Source organism: Pseudomonas sp. FG43, from assembly GCF_057809175.1.
Window position 1 is genome coordinate 196,373 of record NZ_JBMDJL010000010.1, and the last position, 21,005, is coordinate 217,377.

Annotated in this window: 15 protein-coding genes; 6 read left to right on the forward strand and 9 right to left on the reverse strand. The window is 53.6% G+C overall.

Annotated elements, in window-relative coordinates:
- Positions 1-294: 294 nt before the first annotated feature.
- From ACODS3_RS14415 to ACODS3_RS14425, 3 genes are read left to right on the forward strand one after another with little or no spacing between them, the layout of a single operon-like run.
- A complete protein-coding gene (locus ACODS3_RS14415) occupies positions 295-972 on the forward strand; it encodes a vWA domain-containing protein (RefSeq protein WP_301279497.1) in 678 nt (225 codons plus the stop codon).
- Complete coding sequence (locus tag ACODS3_RS14420) at positions 917-1,720, forward strand: PP2C family serine/threonine-protein phosphatase (protein ID WP_301279498.1); 804 nt, start codon at positions 917-919, stop codon at positions 1,718-1,720. Before ACODS3_RS14415 ends, ACODS3_RS14420 begins: the two co-directional genes overlap by 56 nt.
- The gene (locus ACODS3_RS14425; RefSeq protein ID WP_301279499.1) at positions 1,717-3,897 is read left to right on the forward strand and encodes a protein kinase domain-containing protein; all 2,181 of its coding nucleotides are present in this window, start codon (positions 1,717-1,719) and stop codon (positions 3,895-3,897) included. The genes ACODS3_RS14420 and ACODS3_RS14425 overlap by 4 nt, the downstream gene beginning before the upstream one ends.
- 60 nt (positions 3,898-3,957) lie before the next feature.
- On the opposite strand, the gene ACODS3_RS14430 is transcribed toward ACODS3_RS14425, so the two are convergent.
- The 4 genes from ACODS3_RS14430 to mblB all read right to left on the reverse strand — a co-directional run bounded on the left by ACODS3_RS14430 (position 3,958) and on the right by mblB (position 9,580).
- The gene (locus tag ACODS3_RS14430) at positions 3,958-4,626 is read right to left on the reverse strand and encodes an HNH endonuclease (protein WP_301279500.1); all 669 of its coding nucleotides are present in this window, start codon (positions 4,624-4,626) and stop codon (positions 3,958-3,960) included.
- A 480-nt stretch (positions 4,627-5,106) separates the two neighbouring features.
- A complete protein-coding gene (locus tag ACODS3_RS14435) occupies positions 5,107-5,922 on the reverse strand; it encodes a hypothetical protein (RefSeq protein WP_301279501.1) in 816 nt (271 codons plus the stop codon).
- Between the two features lie 236 nt (positions 5,923-6,158).
- Entirely contained in the window at positions 6,159-8,411 is a 2,253-nt protein-coding gene (gene cap2-3 / locus ACODS3_RS14440; protein WP_489034878.1) for an anti-phage 6A-MBL system cap2_3 protein, read from the reverse strand.
- Positions 8,408-9,580: an anti-phage 6A-MBL system MBL-fold protein gene (mblB, locus tag ACODS3_RS14445; protein ID WP_489034880.1), complete on the reverse strand. Its 1,173-nt coding sequence runs from the start codon at positions 9,578-9,580 to the stop codon at positions 8,408-8,410. The genes cap2-3 and mblB overlap by 4 nt, the downstream gene beginning before the upstream one ends.
- Before the next feature lie 343 nt (positions 9,581-9,923).
- Here mblB and ACODS3_RS14450 point away from each other — a divergent pair, with 343 nt between their 5' ends.
- A complete protein-coding gene (locus tag ACODS3_RS14450) occupies positions 9,924-10,817 on the forward strand; it encodes a helix-turn-helix transcriptional regulator (RefSeq protein ID WP_489034882.1) in 894 nt (297 codons plus the stop codon).
- 6 nt (positions 10,818-10,823) lie between these two features.
- Positions 10,824-11,621, forward strand: a complete 798-nt coding sequence (locus ACODS3_RS14455) for a hypothetical protein (RefSeq protein ID WP_489034883.1) — start codon at positions 10,824-10,826, stop codon at positions 11,619-11,621.
- A 162-nt stretch (positions 11,622-11,783) separates the two neighbouring features.
- On the opposite strand, the gene ACODS3_RS14460 is transcribed toward ACODS3_RS14455, so the two are convergent.
- Complete coding sequence (locus ACODS3_RS14460) at positions 11,784-12,695, reverse strand: DUF4238 domain-containing protein (protein WP_489034885.1); 912 nt, start codon at positions 12,693-12,695, stop codon at positions 11,784-11,786.
- Positions 12,696-12,959: 264 nt separating this feature from the next.
- Between ACODS3_RS14460 and ACODS3_RS14465 the strand changes: the two genes are divergently transcribed.
- Positions 12,960-13,838 (forward strand): abortive infection family protein, encoded by an 879-nt coding sequence (locus ACODS3_RS14465; RefSeq protein WP_253547682.1) that lies wholly within the window; start codon positions 12,960-12,962, stop codon positions 13,836-13,838.
- 265 nt (positions 13,839-14,103) lie between these two features.
- Here ACODS3_RS14465 and ACODS3_RS14470 read toward each other — a convergent pair whose 3' ends face one another.
- From ACODS3_RS14470 to ACODS3_RS14485, 4 genes are read right to left on the reverse strand one after another with little or no spacing between them, the layout of a single operon-like run.
- Positions 14,104-14,628, reverse strand: coding sequence for a gamma-glutamylcyclotransferase family protein (locus ACODS3_RS14470; RefSeq protein WP_489034887.1), 525 nt, complete (start codon positions 14,626-14,628; stop codon positions 14,104-14,106).
- A 7-nt stretch (positions 14,629-14,635) separates the two neighbouring features.
- On the reverse strand, positions 14,636-16,894 hold the full coding sequence (locus ACODS3_RS14475; RefSeq protein WP_489034906.1) for a DEAD/DEAH box helicase: 2,259 nt from the start codon (positions 16,892-16,894) through the stop codon (positions 14,636-14,638).
- Positions 16,895-16,937: 43 nt separating this feature from the next.
- The gene (locus tag ACODS3_RS14480; protein ID WP_489034889.1) at positions 16,938-18,233 is read right to left on the reverse strand and encodes an ATP-binding protein; all 1,296 of its coding nucleotides are present in this window, start codon (positions 18,231-18,233) and stop codon (positions 16,938-16,940) included.
- The gene (locus ACODS3_RS14485) at positions 18,230-20,653 is read right to left on the reverse strand and encodes a tellurite resistance TerB family protein (protein WP_489034891.1); all 2,424 of its coding nucleotides are present in this window, start codon (positions 20,651-20,653) and stop codon (positions 18,230-18,232) included. Before ACODS3_RS14485 ends, ACODS3_RS14480 begins: the two co-directional genes overlap by 4 nt.
- Between the last annotated feature and the right edge of the window lie 352 nt (positions 20,654-21,005).

Genomic DNA, 21,005 nt, shown 5'->3' on the forward strand with positions numbered 1-21,005 from the left:
CATGCGCACAAAGTCCAAAAAGGCTGTTGCAGGCGGACGTCGGGGGGGGCAGCTTGATTGGTGTGGGCCTTGGGCCGTCTGCTTGGCCAAGCCCTGTTTGATGTGTCCGGCGTTCTCACCGATCGAGTGAAGCGAACCTATATGCATCTTAGTAATTAGCCATTATGCACTGACAGCATCCGTGACAGCTCACATGAGATAGGCGCTGTTCGGATCAATTTTGTGCGTTTTTTAGTACGTGCTGGTATCGTGCTATCACGACAGTCTCGTCATGGAAAAGGATAAAGGGACAAGATGAGCGATTTCGAGCAGCAGCCGTTTGCAGACGCGGAGTTTGCTGAAAATCCCGAGCAACGGTGCCCTTGCATACTTCTGTTGGACACATCTGGATCTATGAATGGGGCGCCAATCCAGATGCTGAACGATGCTTTGCAGTCATTCAAAGATGACTTGTACGCTGATGCGATGGCGGCGAAACGTGTGGAGTTGGCAGTGGTGACCTTTGGTCCCGTCAACGTTCGTACCGAGTTCACGACAGTCGACGGATTTTTCCCCGAAGTGTTGGAAGCAAGTGGTGTAACGCCAATGGGGGAGGCTGTTGTGCGGGCACTGGATCTGTTGCGCGAACGCAAGGATCGTTACCGCGCCAATGGCGTCAAGTACTACCGCCCTTGGGTATTTCTTATTACCGATGGTGCTCCGACTGATGATTGGCAGGAGGCACGCCGACGCGTCCATGAAGGGGAAGAGCGTAAAGAATTCATGTTCTACTCCGTTGGTGTTGACGGTGCGGATATGTCGTCTCTCTCGCAGTTGGGTACACGTCAGCCATTGAAGCTGAAGGGATTGGCGTTTCGCGAGCTCTTTGCTTGGCTTTCCAGCTCGCTAAGCGCCGTATCGCAGTCCAATCCAGGGGATGCCGTTCCACTTGCCAATCCGACTGGTCCAGAGGGTTGGGCCATTGCTGGATAATCCTCGCTGGCGTTGGGCGGCTGCGTCGTGTATCGGCACGTCCCATCAGCGCATTGGGACGCGAAAGCAGGATGCCTACAGCGTTACTCGGATCAACTCGCATACGTTCTGTGCGGTAGTCTCCGACGGAGCGGGCAGCGCGAGTTACGGTGGGCAAGGCGCGTCCTTGGTTTGCCGCAGCCTGATAGTTAACTTCCGATCATGGTTCGAACGTAATGACAGCTTGCCAGATAATGAGCTGATCCTGTGTTGGATTGATCTGGTGCGAGACCGTCTATCCGAGGCAGCCGCGCGGCGTGGTCTGACTCGGCGACAGTTCGCTGCGACGCTGGTGATGCTGGTGGTTTTCAAAGGGCGTGTCTTGGCTTTGCAGATTGGCGACAGTGCGCTTGTCGCTCGTAAGGCTGGTGTATGGGAGGCCTTGTGCTGGCCAGAAAACGGAGAGTTCGCGTCGACGACCTATTTCGTTACGGATGACCCTGAGGTTCGGCTGCGTACCTTCAATTTGAATCTTGAGTATGACGCCTTCGCTTTATTTTCGGATGGATTGGAGTCAGTCGCTTTGGAGCAAGCAACACAGCAGCCCTTTGCTCGGTTCTTTGATCCGATGATTAATCCGGTCGACCAAGTAGCAGGGGAGGGACGCTTGGTTGAATTGTCAGGCGCACTTGCGCGATACCTGAACAGTCCTGCGCTCTGCGAGCGAACGGATGACGACAAGACTCTCATCCTCGTTTCATGTCGATGAACTCTCCACCGGTACGTATCGCCGGTAAGAATGAGCAACTCGATAAGCGCCTTGGCAAAGGAGGCGAGGGGGATGTGTACGCGCTGGTGGGACGTACTGATCGTGCAGTGAAAATCTACAAGGCTGAGCTTCGGCGCTCCCGCGAAAGTAAGGTTAGGGCGATGGTAGAAGGGCGGTTGGCGGACGCGACCACTCTTGTGGCTTTCCCATCTGAGGTGGTTACTGATTCCTCGGGCAACTTCGCTGGTTTTTCTATGCGACTGGTTGCGGGGTATAGGCCGCTCCATGAGCTGTACAGCCCGAAGTCACGCAAAATCCAATTTCCCAAAGCTGACTATCGGTTTCTAGTACGCGTGGCGCAAAACGTCGCGCGCGCCGTCGCAACGGTGCATCAAGCTGGCTGTATTATTGGGGATCTCAACCATTCCGGGGTTCTGGTGGCGCAGGACGCCACCGTCGCACTGATTGATGCCGATAGTTTTCAGTTTAGTTTGAATGGGCAGTCCTATCCCTGTGTTGTTGGCATGGAGGACTTCACGCCCCCAGAGCTCCATGGTGTCAGCTTTAGTAGCGTCAAGCGTACTCAGGCGCATGACAACTTTGGACTCGCAGTTGCCATCTTCCAATTGCTGGTCATGGGCAAGCATCCCTATTCCGGCCGTTTTAGTGGTGCGGATCTTAGCCTGGGTCAGTCGATTGCACAGCACCGCTTTGCCTTTTCAATTGCCCGACGCGACGAAACACGTACCACACCACCGCCCGGCTCGGTGCTGTTGGCGGATTTCCCGTCGTCGGTTGCCGCTGCATTTGAGTCGGCGTTCGGTCTTGCTGCTACTTCCCGTCCGGATCCGGCTGCGTGGGTGAGTTTGCTTCAAGGTCTCGAAGCTGGCTTGCGTCAATGTGTAAATGTCCCGACTCACTACTTTCCTAGTGCGGCAGGAAGTTGTCTTTGGTGTCGGCTAGCAAGTCAGTCTGGTTTCGAAATGTTCCCATTGGGGCTTGTCATGGGGAATGTTCTTACGGCGGGGCCCTTCGATCTTGAAGCTGTATGGGCGGCTATCCGCGCGGTGCGGATTCCTCGGCCGGAAGAAGCCCTGCCTACCTGGAGCGGAAATGTAGGCCCGCCCAGTGCGGCAGTTACTCAGGCAAAGAGCAACGGTCCAGAGAAAGCTATCTACGGTGTCCTGGCACTATTGGCGGCAATCATCGGCTTTTTCAACGTGCCGCATTTAGGACTCCTTTGGGGAGGCCTGGGCGTTTACGGTTTGGTAGCATTGCTCACTAAGGCCAAGGTAGATCCAGCGCCGTTTCGCAGGGCTTACGTGGATGCTGATAGTCGGGTGCGTTTGCTATCGATGGCACATTTGCAGCGCATTGGCCTGAAGGAGATTTTTGTTCTACGTGCCGACTTGGAAGACTGTGTGGCCCGATATCGGCAGGTTGAGGGGGATCTCGCGCAGGTACTGATAAAACTGAAGTCGACACGAGAGGCGCGTCAGCGAATAGACTTCTTGGATCGGTTCCTGATAGGACGGGCAACAATACCGGGCATCGGGCCTGCGAAGACTGCTACGTTGACCTCCTTTGGTATTGAAACTGCTGCTGACATAACGGCATCTGCGGTTCGTGCGGTGCCGGGGTTTGGTGAGGCATTGACTGGAAAAATGCTCGCATGGCGCCAAAGTCACGAGGCTAAGTTCCGTTACAACCCCTCGCCAGATCCATCTGATATCCAAGCCGAGAACGCAGCGCGCTCCGCATCAGCGGCTAGACAGATTGATTTGCAGAAAAAGCTTCGTTCGGGCCTGGCTGCTTTACAAACTGCGGCGCCACGATGCCTATCAGCTAATTCTGCGCCCGATCAATCTCTCTTGCAGGCACTTGCCGAGCGTGCAAAGGCCCAAGAGGATTGCGCGGTCTTGGGGATCCATGTGCCCACACCTGCAGTCGTCACCATCGAGGTTCCCAAAAGAGCTCCAGTTCAACCTGCTCGAAGCCCGGCGCCGCTGACCCCAACACACTCATCTGCAACTGGCCCTGCGCGTTCGCCAGCATCGAATGCCTGCCCCATATGTGGTGCATCTATGGTTCGTCGGACGGCTCGCAAGGGAAAGCGTGCTGGAAGCCAATTCTGGGGGTGTTCCAAATATCCCTCATGTAAAGGAACAAGAGGCTGAAGTGTAGTGGTCTTGTTCTGGGCGATGGGCAGCTCAGTTAGGAGGTGGGAGTTGGGGGGCTCAGGATTTATTCGCTTTCGCTTTTTGCCGTTCGGCAAACTTCGCGGCTTCACCAGATTCCATGAACTCGAACAAGAAATTCTTGGCGGCGAGTACGGTTGTGAAGGTCTTTCGGCCCTGAACATCATTAATGATCAGCTTGCATCCCTGTTGTTCTAAGACAACCGCCATGATGAGTCCACAATGTCTTATCTTGAGAAGGTCGTTCCCGGCTGTCCATTTGGCGGAGGATATGAATCGTCTATACCGCCCTAACCGTCGTCGGCCTTCTGCCGCCTCTCTCGTCCCTGTGAGATTGTCACAGCAATGAGTACCGACCCCCATTTGCTCCCAGTGTTCGTGCTGCACGTAGTGAACATAACGAATCGAGTTGTCACACAGTTCACAGTTGCCGCTCAGGTCGCCTAGATCTTCTTCGCCTACATACTCCCACCCAGCATCCGGTCGTATCTCACCATGCTCTCGAGCATGGCACCCTTGACATAAGGTCTCGCATTCGGAGGTTTCGTATTCCCAAGGCTTACGTCCACTGATGTAGCGTTTGTGGTGAACCTGCAGGACGACGCCATCGTCCCTTGATCGCCCGCATTCGACGCACTGGCTACCGTCCAATTCGATAACTTGTCTCCTGAACGCCGCCCATAATTTGTGCGCATAAAGATTTGCCATTACTAGCCTCCAGTCCTTGGCATGGCTCTGTTAGCGATCGAGGAAACGTCAGCTGTTAGGGAGACCTGAGCTCTGCCTCGGCTTGCAGTGTGTTCATGTTTGCGGATGACCTCTTGAAGCATCAGTTGCTCCTCCTGGGCCCGGCGCTGTAACGAAGTGATCTCTTTCTCGACCTTCAAGGCCAATGACTTTCTGACTTCGACATTATTCAAATCAATCACCGCTAGGCGCTGGCGAATGTCGGCATTGAAAGATCCTGCTTAGTGTCCGGACTCACTTTGCGCGAATTGCAGTAGCGTGAGCCCACCCAGCTCGGTTTTTGGGTGGTTCAGACAAGCGTCCGCTTTTTGTTTGCTGTCAAAGATTTTCTCCGTTCGACGCTGAAGAAGCCTGACATCAATCATGAATATAGAAAATCGGGTCACTGCAGGCATAAGCCGCCCGGGCGGCTTATGTTTTGAACTGTCGAACTCTCTTCAACTACTCCAGTGTCTCCTCGCGGCGTCTTCTGCTGATTTCACTGCGAATTTTGATTTCTTCCTGGAACTGACGTTCCTGTTTGCGTTTCTCTTCGTCTTTGTCTTCAAGGGCGTTATGTAATGGCGGGCAATAGATCCATTGTTTTTCGTAGGTGTCATCGTGCAACGAATGGAATGCCATGACGGCGAAAACAGATAGGCTTAGCCAAATGTGTGTAGTCGTTGAAAAGTATGTAATGCTCATCTGGGCCAAGGTCTGCGCTTGGGGTGAGCTAGGTAGGCAGCAATTCAGTACGAGAAAGCACAGTGTACAAAATGCAAAAAATTCGACTCTTCGTTGGTTAGTTTGCTCTTGCTTTCGAGTCGTGTCATAGGCGTTATAGAGCTGAATGAGGAAGTCGCTTTGTGTTTTGTGTGCTTCCTCTCGCAGTTCCCATGGACGAACACGATCACGTTCGCGTCTTTTTGGCCCTGTATAGTGTATAGGCTCATTGTCCGGTTCGATCTTCTGCTTCAACCACAGACAGAAACTATAGACCGTAGCAATATAGAGTTGGATCGATGCTATGTATAAAAAAGGCAGAATCATTGAAGCCAAACCTGAGAAAGCCAGGAAGGTCAGAATCAAGGTGATGCCAACGGTTGAAGTGCTCAGGTTCGAAGTGCCTAGTTCAAAGAGTCCGATGTGGTGAAAACGTACTAGCGAAGCGTCGAAGAGCAAAACGAAACTGAATATGAGCAAAAAGAACTGAGGCTTGACTGCTTTTTCAACTAGGGAAAATAATTCTTCTTTCGAAAGCTCTACTGATCCAGACATGGGATAACCTATTCGTTTGTTTAAGATTCGATGCTTTTGAATTGTTTTAACGAGATTATTAATTGATTTTTACTTTCCTGGTTCTCGAATTATTTGGCGAGCAAATTCGATACCAGCAGATCATTTCTCCTAGGTTGAATGCTGTTTCCGCAAGCAGAGGGGCAATCTGCCATGCCCCTTTGGGTAGTGCCTTATAGGTACTGCATCGTGGGTGTTAAGGACGCCGCGCTGGCTGATCACTCAACATGGAAAGTGATCTCATACTCGCCCACGATGATCATGATGGCGGGTAGCCCCTCACTGGACATCAAGCCCGCCAGCGACGTGATTAGCGTTCGATCATCGACACTGGGGGTCGCAGGGTAACCATCAGGATGTGAATGCCATTCGCCCACGTAGTCGACGACTCGAGCCGTGCGTTCGTGTACGTCTGCTAATGCGGCTTCCTGACCGACCTTGCCTCGGATGAAGTGGTGGGGAGTTGCTTGGCTGTCAGAGGGGGGGAGCAATGTGTCGACCAACAGGATGGTTTTAGACTTCAGGTCTGTCACCCCAAGTAATACGCCACCCGTTTCGTTGGGAAGGGCTGCGCCACGAATCTGCTTGAGCTTGGTGATCAACGCATCGTCATAGGTAACCGTCCAACCATTCTGAGCGTGTGAGCTCACCGGATGGGGAGTGATTTCCATCGGGGTTACAGCTTCCGTCTCTTCGTCCACTGTCCACACGCATATTCGCGCGCCATCGCCCAGAACACTTTTGCGCAGTTGCTTCGAAAGGATCGCTGCATGCAAGTGAATGCGCTCAAGCGGAATCCGAAACGAAATGTCACGGCAGCCACCACCTACCCATAAATCCCCTAAGTGACCTTGAAGGTGCGATTTTCCCCAGGGGCTGTTGAGGATCGCTCGGTAATATTGTGCCTCCAAAGCGGGGGACCGCAGGGTGCGACTCGCGTCCTCCAACAGGATCACGCTGGCAAGGCCCGAAGGGGTGAGGAACACGCTGGCGGTGCGGGGGGCATTTTCACGCTCAGCCAAATCGCGAGGCGCGTCGAAAGTCGTCGTCGCATCGATCACTAAACTCGCTGAACCCAACGCGCTGATCACCTCTTCACTTTGGCTTGTCAGGCTACCCGCAATCGCTTTAGGTGCAGGTTCGTCGGGAAACACCATTTGGGCATGGTGCCGGACTACATCGACTTTCGCGTAGCCCACTTCACTGTCCAATCCGACATGTCGTGCCAGGTTGTGGGGAAGCAACTGATCCGGATCGATGTACGTCCAGCGACCCCAGCCTTCACGCAGCCAGATGTCTGCAAGTGTTCCGCCCAAAGAGCCTACGCCGGCGAGCACCCCATCGAAGTCAGCATCGTCAGGGTTGATCGCGGACATTTGGCGTCCGCCTTCGGCTCCGATCCCCCAGCGGATTTGCACTGAAAGGATTTCCAGATCTCGCCATGCGCTATCTTCATCGCTCTGTGCGGCATCGCCAATCAAGGTCGTGCGATGCCAGCGGCGCTTTTCACTGTCGAAGTGCAACATACCGAATGCGTTACCGAGTGCTTGCAGCGAACTCTGGAGCGCATAGCCCAGCACGTCGTACCGTTCAATGCCATCCTTACCCGTGCGCGGCACCCAGACCAGGATAAGTATCGCCTTGATATCGCCAGCCTGTTCAGGGACTAATCCCTGATCGGTCACCGCATCAAACACGCTGCTGAACAATGGCTCCTTTAGCCCACTTCCACGGGAGACCAAGCGGTCATGGAGTTGACCAAGTGCCTGGGGGGCGGCTTCCACCTGTGATGAACCGACACCGTCGACAGACAGCTTCAGTGACTGCAGGCCCACACCTCGAGGATTGTTTGAGTCATCGAACCTTCCCCGCAAGGTAACCTGACGTCCCGGTGCTCCCGTGATTTCCTCGATAATCAGGTTTTTGCCGCTGTCCTCAGACTGCTTCAAATAATTTGAAGGCAGGATCAACTGGTAGCGAATGCTGTAAAACAGTTGCTCCAGTGGTTGATCGTCCCGATGCAGCCTTAGCTGAGACGTCTCGCGTAACCACCAGAACATCCGTTCCAAAAAGCGTTCTGGCGTCCAGCTGCGTTCAACAGCGCTCCACACGATATTGTAGAGGCAGAGGGCGCGTGGTGTGTTCAGGTGTGTGCCGTGTTGATGGGAGTGTCCCGGGAAATCCTTGCGCAAGGTACGCACGACCACCGGGACGTCGGTCTGCGGATTCACTGTAATCGCCAGGGTTTCTCGCCTGCGGATGCGACCCGGGTTGCCCGACTCAATGGTGCCATCACCCGCCTCAATGACGATGGCCTGCTCCGGCCCCAAGCCTTCATCGACGGTTCGGATGTCCAGCACCTCGATGCACGGATGATCCTGACAGGCCTGAATCAGGCCAAGCGTCATTGGATGTAGCGAATCCTTTTTTCCTTCACCAATCGGTGTTCCCCATTCGTAGATCTCATTCATGTGCGGCCCGCCCTTGGCGCAGCGGAAGCCACGGCACTAGCTCCTACCCCTGCAGCGACACCGGCGACAATTTTGGAGACTCCAGTGGAGGTGATCTCGAACTCGATCGTTTCCGGGCGCTTACCGTCCCCCGTGCAATGGAAGATGCCATCCACTGGCCTCAAGATAGACAGGTATTCGCGCTTGGCCCGGATGCACGGCGGGTTGTCATCGTTGTCCAGTATCTTCTTGCTGCTCGCAACAATAGTTGCACCTTCTCGAGCCTGCCCGAGTGCGTTACGGGCTTCCTGGCAGAGCTCGGCGTCATTGCCGTAGGTTGACCAGCTGTCGACAGAAAGGGAGTGCCATGAGCAGTGGTGGGGCGCTTGAAGCAAATCGTATTCAAGCACTTCTGGAGTGTCTTCGTACTTTTCCCACAGTCGTTTCCAGATGGCCACTTCTGCGTCCCCTCCGGTCAAGAACCTGACGCGCTTGGACGAATAGATTGAAGCCTGCAGTTCAATGTTCAAAATGACGCTGGAGTGGTTTTTAGACAGCATTTCTTCAGTGTCATCGTCCTGCAGAGGAGCGGGCGCAAGCAGGTGAGCCGAGAACAGGAACGAGGACTCGCCATTGATCTGGGTAAATTTCTCACCAGTCTTGATCACGATTGGCAGCAAATCGTCGGTTTTGCCTTTCTCATCCTCACCCATGATTTTGATGCGGTCGCCTTCCACTGCAGACCGCAATGTGCGCCAAAGCCCAATCCTGCGATGGACTTCCTGATTGAAGGCGACGGCATCCAGGCAGAGCGTGTGGTGTTTCGAGCGGCGTCTAAACACCATCGGAGATGACCACATTTCGCGAATGACAATGCGCTTTTCATGCCACTGCAGATTGTCATCGGGGTAGTCATCGAGTGATCCCAACCAAAAGTGCTTCGCCAAGCCACTGATATGATCCTTGTCCGGGTGGCTCAGCAACAACGCGTCAACGTAAGGCCGTTTTTTTTGATCAAACCGAAGGCGCTTTCGCAGCTCCGTCGCAACGTCTGGAGTCGAGTCCGCTGGGTCATCGGCCGCGACACGAATGTTCATGTCGATCAGCAGCGTGGTGGCTGCCGTGTCGGCTAGCTGCACCAGCGTCATGTCGCCGTTGTCCACCGGGAAAAACGTAATTTTCGCTGACATTCAGTTCCCCAAAGCGTTGCTAGAAATTTGATCGCACGACAGAAGATACGCATAGAAATTATGCTCGTCTAGTTTTTATACGAATATTTTTTATACTCGATTTAGGGTCGGCGACCTAAGGGCTTGGGCTACGACCCATTGAGTGGATGAAAGGAGACCCGGCCTCAAGGGAATAGCGAGATAGTCACCATGAGGGAGTGCGGGGCGAGACCAAGGGGAAGTAAGGGAAATCTTGCGCCAAACGGCTTGTGAGCTCAGGAATGTCGGCTGGACGAACAGCCATTAAACGCGTATATATTCAATACGAATAGTTTTTATATCCGTTTATTTTTTGGATCAGTCAATGCGACCGTCGTCTGTAAATACATCACCTTCCACGGAAACCAAAAGTCGAAGCTGGGGCGCGGATCGTCGTCTTCAGTTCATCGATTTTCGACTGCGCTGGGAAGGGCGTATCAATAGAGCTGACTTGACGGAATACTTTGGTGTGTCGGTGCCTCAGGCTTCGCTCGACATTGCCAAATACACTGAGTTGGCGCCGAACAATCTTGAATATGACCGCAGCTCCAAAACCTACGTGGCTACACAAGACTTCCAGGCAGTGTTCCCACAATCATCCGCTCACCAGTATCTGACGGAATTGCTCGCTACCAGAACCGGGATCATTGACGCTTCGAGCAGTTTTTTAGGGGCGGTACCTGAAGCTGATTTTGTGCCCAGACCTGGTCGAACGCTGGATGAAACGATCGTTGCCGCCGTCATCAAGGCCATCCGCGAAAAGTTGTCGATTCATGTCAGTTACCAGTCGATGACTTCTTTGGAGGTATCCAAGCGTTTGTTGTCGCCCCATTCGCTGGGACATGACGGTTCCCGTTGGCATGTGCGAGCGTATTGTCACAACCGCAAACGGTTTAGCGATTTTGTCCTGATCAGGATCTTGAGCCTTGATGGGATTGAAGAATGTTCTGTCGACCCGGCCCAGGATACCCAGTGGCATACCTATGTAACCTTGATCCTTGCCGCAAACCCCGAGTTGGAGACGCCCAAGAAGAGGGTGGTTGAGCGAGATTACGGCATGCGCGACGGAGAGGCCGAGTTGCCGTGCCGCCAGGCGTTTCTTCTCTACACGCTCAAAAGTCTTGGATTGCTGGACGAATGCCTCGACCCGAAGGTGCAGCACATCTATCTAAAAAATCGCACAGAAATTCAACCCTTCATCGATGAACTAAACCCATAGGCTTTTATGATCGCGATATTTGAATTGGTCAAAGACCCGTATGAGCGAAAAGCTCGGGTCATTCCGGGATTGCTGGTTTCGTTACCGTTACTCGTCCCCTTGTTGTGTGTTTACGGCGCAAAACACCCGGTACTGACCAGTGTCATTGGCTTACTTGGCGGATGTGGTTCCATTTACGCGCTCGCCAGCGTGGCCCGCGGGCGTGGGAAAAAGCTTGAAGAAAAGCTGGTCGCGCTATGGGGTGGGATGCCGACCACCTTGGCGCTACGCCACAGTGACAAATTTTTAGATCGCATCAGCAAACAGAGGTATCACGCCGCGATCACTTCAAAGCTAGGCATTGCTATGCCAACCGCGCAGGAGGAGGCGAGCGATCCGGCCAGTGCAGACGACATCTATATCGGTGCAACAAAACGACTCAGGGAACTCACTCGCACCAACAAGCAATTGCTGCTCAAGGAGAACATCGCTTACGGCTTTCACCGCAACATGGTGTCCATGAAGGCTATCGGCATTTTTTCCTGCCTTTGCGGACTGGTTTATGGCTGTTTGATTGCCGGCGTTCTTCGTGTCAAACCTCCACAAATCGAGTTGATCCACTTTGCTGACCCGGGTCTTGCCGCTGGGCTTACCATTCTCATTTCGGGTGCCTTATTGCTGGCATGGCTCTTTTATTTCGACAAGGATGCGGTCAAGCGAATGGGTTTTGTGTACGCGGAGCGTTTGTTTGAGTGCCTGGTGACTATGCCGGTGCCAAGAGGGCGCAAGCGAGCGGATAAGGCCAAAGTCGCAGCAGGAGAGTAGGGCAGGCCAGTGTTGTGAGCGGCCTTTGAGTGGCTCTAACTACGTTCAAGCTGGGTCGGCATTATGAGCCCACACAATTGGGTGGTGGACAGCTTATTGCAAACCAGCGCGACCGAAGATGAAGAGCTCACTTAATGCCGAGGCCTGATGCGAGCAGCTACTCTAGAGGCGAGCGCCAGAGAGCTGAACCATCACAAAATCACTAATGTAACGTTTCTGTTCGTCGAACGTTTGTAGCTTGGTTGCCCAGCCCAGATGGGCTGCGATGAAATCTGATTGTGATGCGTCCGTGAAGTATGCGGTCTTGGCTTTTGCCAACGTATACAAATTGATAAGTCGAGTCCTGACACTAGCTGGGAGCTGACCGAAGCCTTTGGGGCTGTTCGAATACACTAGGGCTTTGTGCGGACTGATGGCAATGATGAAAAGCAGTTCACGCAAGTAGTTACCCCAACGTGAGGTGGGATAGTCAGAGCAGATCAGACCACCTGATTCGCATCCATATTCGTACATATCAGCCGCGACTAACCCATCCGAAAAAGGTTGCTCGATCAATGGTAGGGTTTCGTTCTGAACAAGTAGACCGAACGCATACTCACCCAGCGATCTCGACTGTTTTAAATAATCAATAACCTCATCAATGGACTCGTGACTCGCGTGTCTAGTGGACTTCATCTGTCGGCGCAATGTTTCCAGGTGGTCATTGATATTCATCGCCTTCAGCACCTCTGGATGCCTAGCCTCGAGACACGTCAGGTAGTAGGCCAGCTGTCGTTTATCGTGCGCCGCCCACGCCGTTGCACGACTGATGCGTGCTTTCTCGATGATCTTGTGGCCTGGCTCGTCAATCAAGGGTGTTACGAGAGTCGACTCGATCTCAAAGCTGCCGTCCGGGAACTCTATGCGATAGAGGTCGTTGACAGAGGCGGTTTTTTTGATCGCCACCTCTTTGACTTCGAAGGCGCCGGTTGAAGGGATATGTCTGTATCGAATGATTTTTCCCTCGGACGACTGCCAGGCTTTCAAAAAGTGCTGGGGGACAAAGTGATGGTTTTTCGGTGGTTGGTTATTCATCGGTTGATTACGTTTTAGGCTTTAGAAATCTGCTAAATCGGCTTGGGACCGAGCGAGCTTAATACCAGGCGGAAAAGTCCGGTACAGGGAGCAATACGCTATGGGGGGCAGGTCCTTATTTTTGTAGGCTTGGTCGAATGACTCCTTTTACCAAAAGCAAACCACCAAATGGCTGTTATCCGAAGAGCTGGACGCCTCAAAAAAAGGCCCGCGTTGACTTAGGGGGGGGCTTTGCGTCGACTAGAGTAGGAAAGGATCAGTGAATTGATCGCTTTTGCTCTTTCAACCAGTAGGTGCAAAACAACTATGACAACCATTCCCATTACAGACACTATCGCTCATGCATTGGCTCAGCTTGTTGACGACTCTGGTAATAACGGAGTCTACAGAGAACCTTCTCATGCGGACATTGAGTTTCAAGTGAAGACCGCCGGCCTCTCTGATCACGATCCAAAGCAGCAGGGGCAAACCATTGGCAAGGCCAAACGTGTCCGTGCGGTGCTTTACGGCGCAATTGAGATGCATCCCGAGGCAGGTTCCCGTTTTGCTGCGGGGCTACTCTCCAAAGTTCGAGCCTGTGGGGGTTTTAGGAAAACGTCTGCGAACTACGTAGGTATTGAGGCTATAGATAACGCCAAGGCAGCATTAGATACAGAGGGCTTTAATCTGGCCGAGGATGGCTCGATCTCCCCCAAGGTACTAACGTCACTTGCAGGGGCGGAGTTGACTGACGCCTTATGGGGGTATGCCATTCGTGCGCAGAAGGGGGCTGAAGATGCCGCTCTTATAGTGGGCACCGGAAAGGATCTGATAGAAGCCACTTCAGCACATGTGCTTGAGAGCTTGAGGGGAAGCTATCCGGCAGGGGCGAACTTTCAATCTCTGCTAGGTATGGCCTTTATTGCCCTTGATCTCGCTGTCCCAGAAATTCCGGAGCAAGCTGGCGAGAAAGCGATACGGGCAATGGAGCGCGGTCTGTTCGCCGCCGCTCTTGGTGTTAACCGTGTGAGGAACAAGCAAGGGACCGGGCACGGCAGACCGTGGGTGCCGACCCTTTCCAGGGAGGAGGCTAAGGCTGCGATTGAGGTTGTCGGCACTGTCTCGGCTTACATGCTGGCGAAGCTTTCGAAGAGCCAGCGCTAGAGGCGGCGCGAAGTTATCTATCTTCTTGATGAACTTTCCGCCCCAACGGTTTGGATTTCCTCGCAAAAACAGACTGTTTAGATCAGATCGTAACGGGGTAAACCGGGTAGGGATATAAGCCACGGGTACAGCCCTTTGCTCGATTTTCAGATGAGGGCCTCGTCAGCGGCTTCCATCAGTGCCAGCAGGTTTTTCTGCCTGCCCAACAGGCCGAATTATTCTACCTATTGAGCTGTGAGGCATCACTTGCGGGAAATTCAGTTGGCTAAAGTTTATATTTTCCCATTTGCTGGAGCAGATTTTCATTCTCTTGTGCTCGTTTTACATCTGGATCACCCTTCGAGGGGATTGCTTCGATGGCCGCAATGTATTGGGGTGGAAAATTGTGATATCTCGCGCCGGCCAACACGAGATTTTTGTACCAGTGGTATGGGGCGAGTGACAGATCAATGTGTGTGGATTGAGCGATGTATATATAAGGTGTATACGTTTCACCGTTCAGCTGGAACTGAACAAGCTGTTCGTGGTATCCCTTATTTTTCCCCTCAATAGCATCAAGCTGCGCTTTCTCTTGCGCATCGAATTCATAGAGGACGCCATATGTCTTACAGCTAACTCCCTGTTCGGTGTGGACAAGGCACTTACCTGAGCCATCAATACTGCGCTTGTGAAACGCCAGCATATAGCCAGGCATTTCAACGACGCCAACGACGCGAGCGGAGGGAACACGCGCGGCAAGCCGCAAGGGGTGTAGATTGGAGCCGTATGCGAGGTAATGGACTATTGGCATAGTAGGCCTAGCGATTGGGTTTCAAGTTGAGTGAGGGCGCTGCTATTTTGAATGGCTCGGTGCGGCGCGTTGTTTGGTTTGACTTGATTAAATTCAGCTCGCCGACTGCCTCTGTGCAAAAAAACACTGCGGTCGAGATATCCAGCGATATTGAAGCGAAAGACTTCACAAGCAACCGCTCTGGCAACGCCCAATCCCATTTTTCGCGCAGCATGTTCTCCACATCTGCGAGAGTAGAAGCGAGATCGCTTGGGTCCAAACTACCCACGGCCTTGAGTGCGGCTTTTGCCTGATCGATGTTCGCGTGGATCTCTATAGCAAGGCCCGAGTTATCACAAGAAAGGCCCACATAATTGAGCAGCAGGCGTAGCGCATCATTGGCGTAATCACCTAGCCAACTGATCAAATAACATTTTCCGCTCGACTCGATGAGGTAACGCTCGCCAAGACCCAATGAGACAAATGTCTTTCGAGCTTCATCGAGTAACGCTTGAGCGCCGCGATCGATAAACGGGCAAGCGGCCGTGTCTGCCAGAACTGCGCGCATCTCTTCGCGCACAGTGTCATGCACCATAGCGCCCAAACCATCGAACTGAGGAGGGGCACCACCGCGTGCGGCTGAAACAATAATGACCTTGGCCTGGAGATCAACATCACGCACCTGCCATCTCCGGCCTCCAAAGATGATGCGTTGATCCTTGGTCAACGGGCGGCTTACGGGGACTGATCCGAGTGCTTTTCCATCACACACCAAGCGGAATTCTTCATCGCTGGTGAATGCGCTGTAGAACTCATAGTGGTTGATTAGTCGCTCTCCAACCGTCCCTGGAAGCAATAACCCAGAACTGTCTTGAACAATGAGTTCATGCTCACCCAGAGACTTGAGCAGCCTCATGAAGTCTGACTTCTCGACATTCGGAAACGCCCCCTCTGCAATCAAGACTTTCCAGAGGTCTGCTGCAGATGCGCCGCCACACTGGGCAATGATGGAAAGGGATTGCTGAACAAGGGTGGATGCGTGAATGCCCTGAGCCCTGGGAGGTTCAAACCATCCCCTGGCCAGCAGTCTGACCATGGCAATGGTCTGGACCAGCCCTTGGCGCAACTGATCCGATAGGCTAGCCCCATCTGTGAGTGGTGACTCTTTGCAGTAAACGCGGAGTGTCGCTTTTTCTCCCGGGCGTCTGCCCGAACGCCCTAAACGCTGTCGCAGACTCGCCACCGATGGTGGGGCACCAATCTGCACCACTGTTTTGATGCTGCCGATGTCTATTCCGAGTTCAAGCGTCGTGGTGCAAATCGCCGATGCCGCCTGGTTGCCCGCCTTGAGCGCACGCTCAGCTTGCTCCCGCAGATCCTTTGAAAGGCTGCCGTGATGAGGCCAAAATTCGTTGGGCACGCTATCTTTCTCGCAACGGCGACGCAGTTGGTCCGCGTACCATTCAACCTGAGACCGACTGTTCGGGAAAATCAGGTTATTACTGCCGCGTAACACCTTGTATAGATGATCAGCAATCGCGAAGTCAGGGCTTGCCTCGTTTTCCGTCTCGTCTTCATTTCCCTCCTGATCAGAGAGCTCAACGGGCTTCTTTTTGAGCTCGCTCATTGGCGGCTGGATGTAACCGCGAACTTGCACCTGAAGTGTCTGGTTGGAGTTTTTTGACTCAATGACGGTAACCCCATCGGCATTTCCCGGACGCAAAAACTCCGACGCCATCTTCATATCGCCGAGTGTCGCTGACAGCCCTACCCTAGGGAGACGGTGTCCGGTGACAAGTTCTACCCGATGCATCAGTGACTGAAGTTGTTTGCCTCGTTCGCTACCGATGAATGCGTGCAGTTCGTCCACGACGATATAGCGCAGGTGCTGGAATACCCCGCCGAGACTTGAACCGCGGTTGACGAACAGTGCTTCAAGGGATTCAGGGGTGATCAGCAGCACCCCCTCAGATGACTTTAGGAATCGGTGTTTTTTGCTTGATGAAATATCCCCGTGCCAAGCTACTACGGGAATCTCAAGCTGCTCACAGAGGCGGCTTAACCTGTCCCATTGATCGTTGATTAAGGCCTTGAGAGGGCTGATATACAACACAGCGCCAGGCGGGTCATCGTCGTTAAGCAAATTCGTCAGTATGGGAAGGAAGGCGGCCTCGGTTTTCCCCGCCGCTGTTGCTGCGGCGATGATGACATCCTGATCGGCATCCACCAGAACAGGCACAGCCCATTCCTGGGCGTCGCGCAAGGAAGTCCAGCCTTCAGCCCAAATCCATCGCTGGATTCGGGATTCTAGCTGGTCGAAACCCGATGAGTCAGAGCGTGAAGGTGGCAAGTTCATCGTCCGCGTCGACTTTCGTGTCGTCTTCGCCGCCCAAGTCCTTGGCGACCTCGACGCCTCCAAGCAGCGTCCGCCAATCGGCACCTGGGTTTTGCTCCAGAATGGCCAGCAGGTTGATGAATGCTGTGATCGTGGTGCGCGGTGTACGGAAGTAGGCCTCACCCAAGCGTTGGTTGCAGTGCGCCATGAACAGCGGGAGGGCCTCGTCAGGCAGTAAATATTTTTCAGCATTGCCACCAGCGTATACGTGACGAAGCTTCTGAAGCAGTACGTAGAAGTCTTCCGGCGTAAGACTGGTGAGACGGATGACAGGCCCCGAAAGATCCACTAGCCCGGTTTTGGCAAACGAGTTCTCGGCCAGTCGGGATTGCAGGGCAGGGTAGCTGAATAGACCTCGGCGAGTGTCCATCAAAAACTCAGGCGTGCCACCCAATACGAAACCAAGTCCATCAGACGACCCCTGCAACGAGTCATTGAGGATGCGCAGAATCTGCTCGTAGTTGGCGTTACGAGCCTGTGTGTTTGCTAGCTTGTAGAGGTTAACCAGCTCGTCGAGACAGACCATCAGCCCACCAAACCCTGCGAGCCTGACGAACCTCGAAAGCAGCTTGAGCTGATCGTAGACGGAGGCATCATCGATGATGGTCCGTACACCCAAGGCCGCTCGGGCATCCGTCTTGGTGGTGAACTCGCCACGCAACCAACGGATCGCGTCGGCCTTGAGTTGCTCATTGCCTTCCTCGAAACCGCGGCAATACGCAGCAATCACTTCGGCGAAATCATATCCATTGACCATCTCGGTCAGCTCGCTCAGATGGGCACGCATGACAGTCTCGCTGTCAATACCTGCTGCCTTTGCTTCGGTTTTGGCTTGGGAGATGAATTTCTCAACGATGCCTTGCATGGCCCCGCCGTCGGGCTTCGTGCGCGTCGACATGTTCTTGGCCAGCTCGGAGTAAAGCGAGCGTGCCTGCCCCCCGGTGGCATGCAGTCTTCGATCAGGGTTCAAATCAGCGTGCATGGTCACGAGTTTTCGCTCCATAGCGATGGCTCGCACCAAGTTCAGAAAGAACGTCTTTCCTGCACCGTACTCACCAATCACAACCCGAAAGGCTGAGCCACTATCGACTAGACGACTGACGTCCTTGATCAGTGCGTCGAGTTCGCCCACCCGGCCCACCTGAATCAAGTGTTGGCCGACGCGAGGAACAACGCCGGCGCGCAGCGATTGAATGACCGCGTCGCGATCCTTGGCTCTGATCGTGCTCATAGGGCTAACTCTTCCAGAATGTCTGTATTGATCTCGACGGGGTCATCACCCTCAGTGACGGGCATGTCGAAACGTTCAAAAGCCATGTCGTTAATTTGTTCCAAGGCGCCATCAAGCATCAGTTCCATGTCGCTGGCAGCGGCTTCAAGTTCGGAGCGGCTCCACTCAGGACGTGAGATCAACAAACGAAGGAATGCAGAGTGCTCCAAATCGAGTCCCGCAACGTCAGCGCTCGACTCCGGCGCCGATTCTGTATTTTCAACGGGTTGCTCAGCCTCCTCGATCTGATCATCAGTGAATACCTGGGCAAGTAGGGCGGAGACCTCGGCCGTCTCTCGTTGCAGCTGCGCAATTCGATCATGATCGAGCACGAAGCCTTGTTTCGCATTTGCGGAGACCTGTGCGCCAGGTTCGGATTGGGGATAGCTGGTTGCTGGCTTAACGGACGCAATACTTGCTCCGGATGCTGCCCCATGGAGATCGCCGTAAAGCAGCTGACTATCCAGTTGCAACGCCTTATAAACTCGCTCAAGAAGCTTCACCTCCGACGGGCTGACGGTGCCATCGGCTTGCGCCAGGTGAGACAGGAAACTTGCGATTGTGCGCTTTGCTTCGACGGTCAAGGGATCGAGCTTTTTTTTCAGACTTGCGAGCGTTGGTGGTTGCTGGAGCTGGATTCGCAGATGTGCCTTGAGACGCTTGCGATGGGCAACGCTCAGGTGACTCCATGAGTCGATGTGCTGAGCAAGCAGTGTGACCTCCTCATTGGAGGTGTCACCATCGGCAGATGCCACTGCACTGGCCAGGTCAAGGGTTACTGATGCAGCGTTGTAAGCCGCAGAGGCCCGGAGTGATCCGTCTTCGGGCTGGGTCACGAACAATGCAACTCGGTCTTCAGCTTTTGGTGTCCTACTGCCAGCCAGGACGTCGGGTTCCATACCGATATGAAGCGATTCCAGTGCGCGGGCAAGCGCGAGTACCTTGTCGCGAGACAACGCGCCTGCGCTCTTGAATCGACCCGCGAGTTCGCCAAAGCTCATGACAATCAGATCGTCGCCAATCCTAGATTGCAACTCGTCCAACTCTCTACGTGCCGCCGCGGGCCAGAGGGTGACTGGAAGCTGCAGGAGGCCCTCAAGGGCTTCTGCGCTTTCAGGGTTTCGTCCCAAATAACGGCTGTAGGGCTCAAGCTCGCTGGTGCATAGCTCGACAAGCAGTTGCAAATTTTTACGTGTTCCTGTGGTCGCCATGACGTCAGGAAGATCACCCAGATTTAGCGTGGGTGCCTTTAACACCGCAGATGCTGGGCGGTAGCTGGTCTTAAGCTTGGTCTTGTTTTGCGCTAGGATCAGACCCGCAGGATGGAAGCTTGCGTATTTGAGCTTGAACAGTGTTGAGAAGACTTCTTTGCAGCGTGTCACCGGGGTGCGTTTACCGATGTTGGGGTCGGCTAGCGCCCATGCCAACGCCCAATCGGCATCCAGTGGACGCTTGTTGGAGGCGTGTTGCCCCAAACCTATGCGCAGCGGCAGTGGCATTTCGTAGTTTAAAGCAGCAGCTTCGGGAGGCTGACCAAGATAGAGATTTGGGTCAACAGCAGTATTTTCCAGGTAGTCCAGTAAGCCGCCCGCATATCCCCTGAACGACCGGGTTTCCCCATAAATACTCAATAGGCGCTGGACTTCTTCGACTATCAAAGGAGTCTCAGCAAATACCTTGGGATTCTCTACGCTATCAACGAGTACCCGGCGCTCCAGTCCATAGAAAAACAAAAAGACGTAGCCGGTGTCCGCCAGTGGATCATTACGCCCACCTGCAAGCCATTGAAGGTATCCGCGCCGAGCCTCCGGTGTAATGGAATGAAAACTTGGCCAGTAAGACATCAGTTGCTCTTCAATATCGACGTATGTCTTGGCAATCCGGAGTTTTGGGTTGATCAGTGAGGGCTCTTGCGCGTCGTATCGGCCACCCAGCGTACTCCCGACATAGAACATACCGCCGGGAAGCGAAAAGCCAGAAACAGTGACAGACTCGCCTGCCGGCACCCAGCGGGCATCAGACCTCTGTGAGCCTGCATCTGGAATTTTAAAGGAGGTGGAGGGGCGCGAGCCGAGTTGGACGGTATAAAACTCGGGACTTTCTTCAACGTCCATATTGCTCGTCGAAACCTCACGCATAGAGAACGTAAGGCCTATACCTTGTGAGTTCTGCGGGCGAGTTAGCTCTGGAGGCGATGTCGGGATTTGATTGAGCTGTCGCTTTGCGCGTTGAGCCAGCAGCCACATAATCACGCCGATACCGGCTATGACACCGATGGAGATCCAAGCATTCTTCGGGACCGCAGCGACTGCACTAAAGGCCAGCGCAAAAATAATCAGGATGCCGGTGCCACTGGAGTTTTTTGCCTTCTTCCTTGCCATGAGTCATTTCAACCTTGAAAGATGTGTGCTGGCGCAATGGCAGTATCCGACAATTTCAAGGCCTGAGCCATGGGGTAAACAGAGCGAGTGGTCGGAAAAATTAATCATCCCTCAGATGAATGTCACAACTGCTCGCCATGGTAGATATTCATTTATGACCCAAATGGAGACTCGAACTAATTCAAGGTCCTGCCTTGATTCGCGGATTATTTCGCTAGCCTGAGGCCGTCGATCACTCGTTCACGCGATGCAGGCTTGATTAAGTTCAGTTCTATTCTTTACGAATCTGTGCGGGGGAGAAGGTGACTGCCATTTTTACCGTGACAAGTCCACACGACCGGTGACTTGAATA